The 3,636-nt window shown below is 54.2% G+C and carries 3 protein-coding genes; all 3 read left to right on the plus strand.

Going from position 1 to position 3,636, the window contains the following annotated elements; genetic code table 11:
- A partial coding sequence (gene wcaJ / locus QZF50_RS23025; protein WP_290389017.1) for an undecaprenyl-phosphate glucose phosphotransferase occupies window positions 1-966 on the plus strand: 966 nt, incomplete at its 5' end.
- Between the two features lies 1 nt (window position 967).
- Window positions 968-2,446 carry a colanic acid undecaprenyl disphosphate flippase WzxC gene (gene wzxC, locus QZF50_RS23030; RefSeq protein WP_000058457.1) on the plus strand — a complete coding sequence of 493 codons (1,479 nt, stop codon included), beginning with the start codon at window positions 968-970 and terminating at the stop codon, window positions 2,444-2,446.
- Between the two features lie 179 nt (window positions 2,447-2,625).
- The coding region (gene wcaK, locus QZF50_RS23035; RefSeq protein WP_290389018.1) for a colanic acid biosynthesis pyruvyl transferase WcaK at window positions 2,626-3,636 on the plus strand (1,011 nt) is incomplete at its 3' end.

The following is a 3,636-nucleotide window of genomic DNA, read 5'->3' on the forward strand; positions in this document are numbered from 1 at the left end:
AAGCGTATGGTCGCCGTAGCGGGAGATTTAGCCGCCGGACAAATGCTGATGGAGAGCTTCCGTAATCAGCCGTGGTTAGGGTTTGAAGTGGTGGGCGTTTACCACGACCCGAAACCGGGTGGCGTTTCTAACGACTGGGCGGGCAATCTGCAACAGCTGGTCGAGGATGCGAAAGCGGGCAAGATTCATAACGTCTATATCGCGATGCAAATGTGCGACGGCGCGCGAGTGAAAAAACTGGTCCATCAACTGGCGGACACCACCTGTTCGGTGCTGCTGATCCCCGATGTCTTTACCTTCAACATTCTCCATTCACGTCTCGAAGAGATGAACGGCGTTCCGGTGGTGCCGCTGTATGACACGCCGCTTTCCGGGGTTAACCGCCTGCTAAAACGTGCGGAAGACATTGTGCTGGCGACGCTGATCTTGCTGCTGATCTCCCCGGTGCTGTGCTGTATTGCGCTGGCGGTGAAACTCAGTTCACCTGGGCCGGTTATTTTCCGCCAGACTCGCTACGGCATGGATGGCAAGCCGATCAAAGTGTGGAAGTTCCGTTCCATGAAAGTGATGGAGAACGACAAAGTGGTGACTCAGGCGACGCAGAACGATCCGCGCGTCACTAAAGTGGGGAACTTTCTGCGCCGCACCTCGCTGGATGAACTGCCGCAGTTTATCAATGTGCTGACCGGCGGGATGTCGATTGTCGGTCCGCGTCCGCACGCGGTAGCGCATAACGAACAGTATCGCCAGCTCATTGAAGGCTACATGCTGCGCCACAAAGTGAAACCGGGCATTACCGGCTGGGCGCAGATTAATGGCTGGCGCGGCGAAACCGACACGCTGGAGAAAATGGAAAAACGCGTCGAGTTCGACCTTGAGTACATCCGCGAATGGAGCGTCTGGTTCGATATCAAAATCGTTTTCCTGACGGTATTCAAAGGTTTCGTTAACAAAGCGGCATATTGATATGAGCTTACGTGAAAAAACCATCAGCGGCGCGAAGTGGTCGGCGATTGCCACGGTGATCATCATCGGCCTCGGGCTGGTGCAGATGACCGTGCTGGCGCGGATTATCGACAACCACCAATTCGGCCTGCTGACTGTGTCGCTGGTGATAATCGCGCTGGCAGATACGCTTTCTGACTTCGGTATCGCTAACTCGATTATTCAGCGAAAAGAAATCAGTCACCTTGAACTCACCACGTTGTACTGGCTGAACGTCGGGCTGGGGCTTGTGGTGTGCGTGGCGGTGTTTTTGTTGAGTGATGCCATTGGTGACGTGCTGAATAACCCGGACCTGGCACCGTTGATTAAAACATTGTCGCTGGCGTTTGTGGTGATCCCCCACGGGCAACAGTTCCGCGCGTTGATGCAGAAGGAGCTGGAGTTCAACAAAATCGGCATGATCGAAACCAGCGCGGTGCTGGCGGGCTTTACTTTTACGGTGGTTAGCGCCCATTTCTGGCCGCTGGCGATGACCGCGATCCTCGGTTATCTGGTCAATAGTGCGGTAAGAACGCTGCTGTTTGGCTACTTTGGCCGCAAAATTTATCGCCCCGGTCTGCATTTCTCGCTGGCGTCGGTGGCACCAAACTTACGTTTTGGTGCCTGGCTGACGGCGGACAGCATCATCAACTATCTCAATACCAACCTTTCAACGCTGGTGCTGGCGCGTATTCTCGGCGCGGGCGTGGCTGGGGGATACAACCTGGCGTACAACGTGGCCGTTGTGCCGCCGATGAAGCTGAACCCAATCATCACCCGCGTGTTGTTTCCGGCATTCGCCAAAATTCAGGACGATACCGAAAAGCTGCGTGTTAACTTCTACAAGCTGCTGTCGGTAGTGGGGATTATCAACTTTCCGGCGCTGCTGGGGCTGATGGTGGTGTCGAATAACTTCGTACCGCTGGTATTCGGCGAAAAGTGGAACAGCATTATTCCGGTGCTGCAATTGCTGTGTATTGTGGGTCTGCTGCGCTCCGTGGGTAACCCGATTGGTTCGCTGCTGATGGCGAAAGCGCGGGTCGACATCAGCTTTAAATTCAACGTATTCAAAACATTTCTGTTTATTCCGGCGATTGTTATTGGTGGGCAGATGGCGGGCGCAATCGGCGTCACGCTCGGTTTCCTGCTGGTGCAGATTATCAACACCATTCTGAGTTACTTCGTGATGATTAAACCGGTTCTTGGTTCCAGTTATCGCCAGTACATCCTGAGTTTGTGGCTGCCGTTTTACCTCTCGCTGCCGACGCTGGTGGTTAGTTATGCGCTGGGCATTGTGCTGAAAGGGCAACTGGCGCTGGGGATGCTGCTGGCGGTGCAAATAGCCGCGGGCGTGCTGGCGTTTGTGGTGATGATTGTGCTGTCGCGCCATCCGCTGGTGGTGGAAGTGAAGCGTCAGTTTTGTCGCAGCGAAAAAATGAAAATGCTTTTACGGGCGGGGTGAGTTGCTGTTTTCGGTTCCGACAACGGTTGCCGGATGCGGCGTAAAACGCCTTATCCATCCTACGGTTCTGTGCTCGGGACCTGTAGGCCTGATAAGACGCGTCAGCGTCGCATCAGGCAAAAAGCGGCAACGAACACAACAAACACAGCCTCACCTGGCATCAAATTTATGAGGAAAAAATGAAATTACTTATTCTGGGCAACCACACTTGCGGCAATCGTGGCGACAGTGCCATCTTGCGCGGCTTACTTGATGCCATCAACATCCTCAATCCACAAGCCGAAGTGGACGTGATGAGCCGCTATCCGGTCAGTTCTTCCTGGCTGCTCAACCGCCCGGTAATGGGCGATCCGCTGTTCCTGCAAATGAAACAACACAACAGCGCGGCGGGCGTTGTCGGGCGCGTTAAAAAAGTCCTCCGTCGCCGCTATCAACACCAGGTATTGCTCTCACGCGTCACCGACACTGGCAAGCTGCGTAATATCGCCATCGCCCAGGGATTCACCGACTTCGTGCGCATGCTCTCAGGTTACGACGCCATTATTCAGGTCGGAGGATCGTTTTTTGTCGATCTCTACGGCGTGCCGCAGTTTGAACATGCGCTTTGCACGTTTATGGCGAAAAAGCCGCTGTTTATGATTGGTCACAGCGTCGGCCCCTTCCAGGATGAGCAATTTAACCAACTGGCGAACTACGTTTTTGGTCACTGTGACGCGCTGATCCTGCGCGAATCGGTCAGCCTTGATTTGATGAAACGTAGCAATATTACTACCGCAAAAGTTGAACATGGCGTTGATACCGCGTGGCTGGTCGATCACCACACCAAAGATTTCACCGCCAGCTATGCCGTCCAACACTGGCTGGACGTTGCCGCACAACAGAAAACGGTGGCAATTACCCTGCGCGAACTGGCACCGTTCGACAAACGTCTCGGCACCACTCAACAAGCGTATGAAAAAGCCTTTGCCGGGGTGGTCAATCGCATTCTCGACGAAGGGTATCAGGTGATTGCGCTTTCCACCTGTACGGGCATCGACAGCTATAACAAAGACGATCGCATGGTGGCGCTCAATCTGCGCCAGCACATCAGCGATCCTGCCCGTTACCACGTAGTGATGGATGAACTCAACGATCTGGAAATGGGCAAAATTCTCGGTGCCTGTGAACTCACCGTCGGTACGCGCCTGCAC

Source organism: uncultured Escherichia sp., from assembly GCF_948475835.1.
Taxonomy (GTDB): Bacteria; Pseudomonadota; Gammaproteobacteria; order Enterobacterales; family Enterobacteriaceae; genus ECMA0423.

Coding starts and splice junctions, on each gene's coding strand:
- wzxC (WP_000058457.1), top strand. CDS start 968: ATGAGCTTACGTGAAAAAACCATCAGCGGCGCGAAGTGGTCGGCGATT.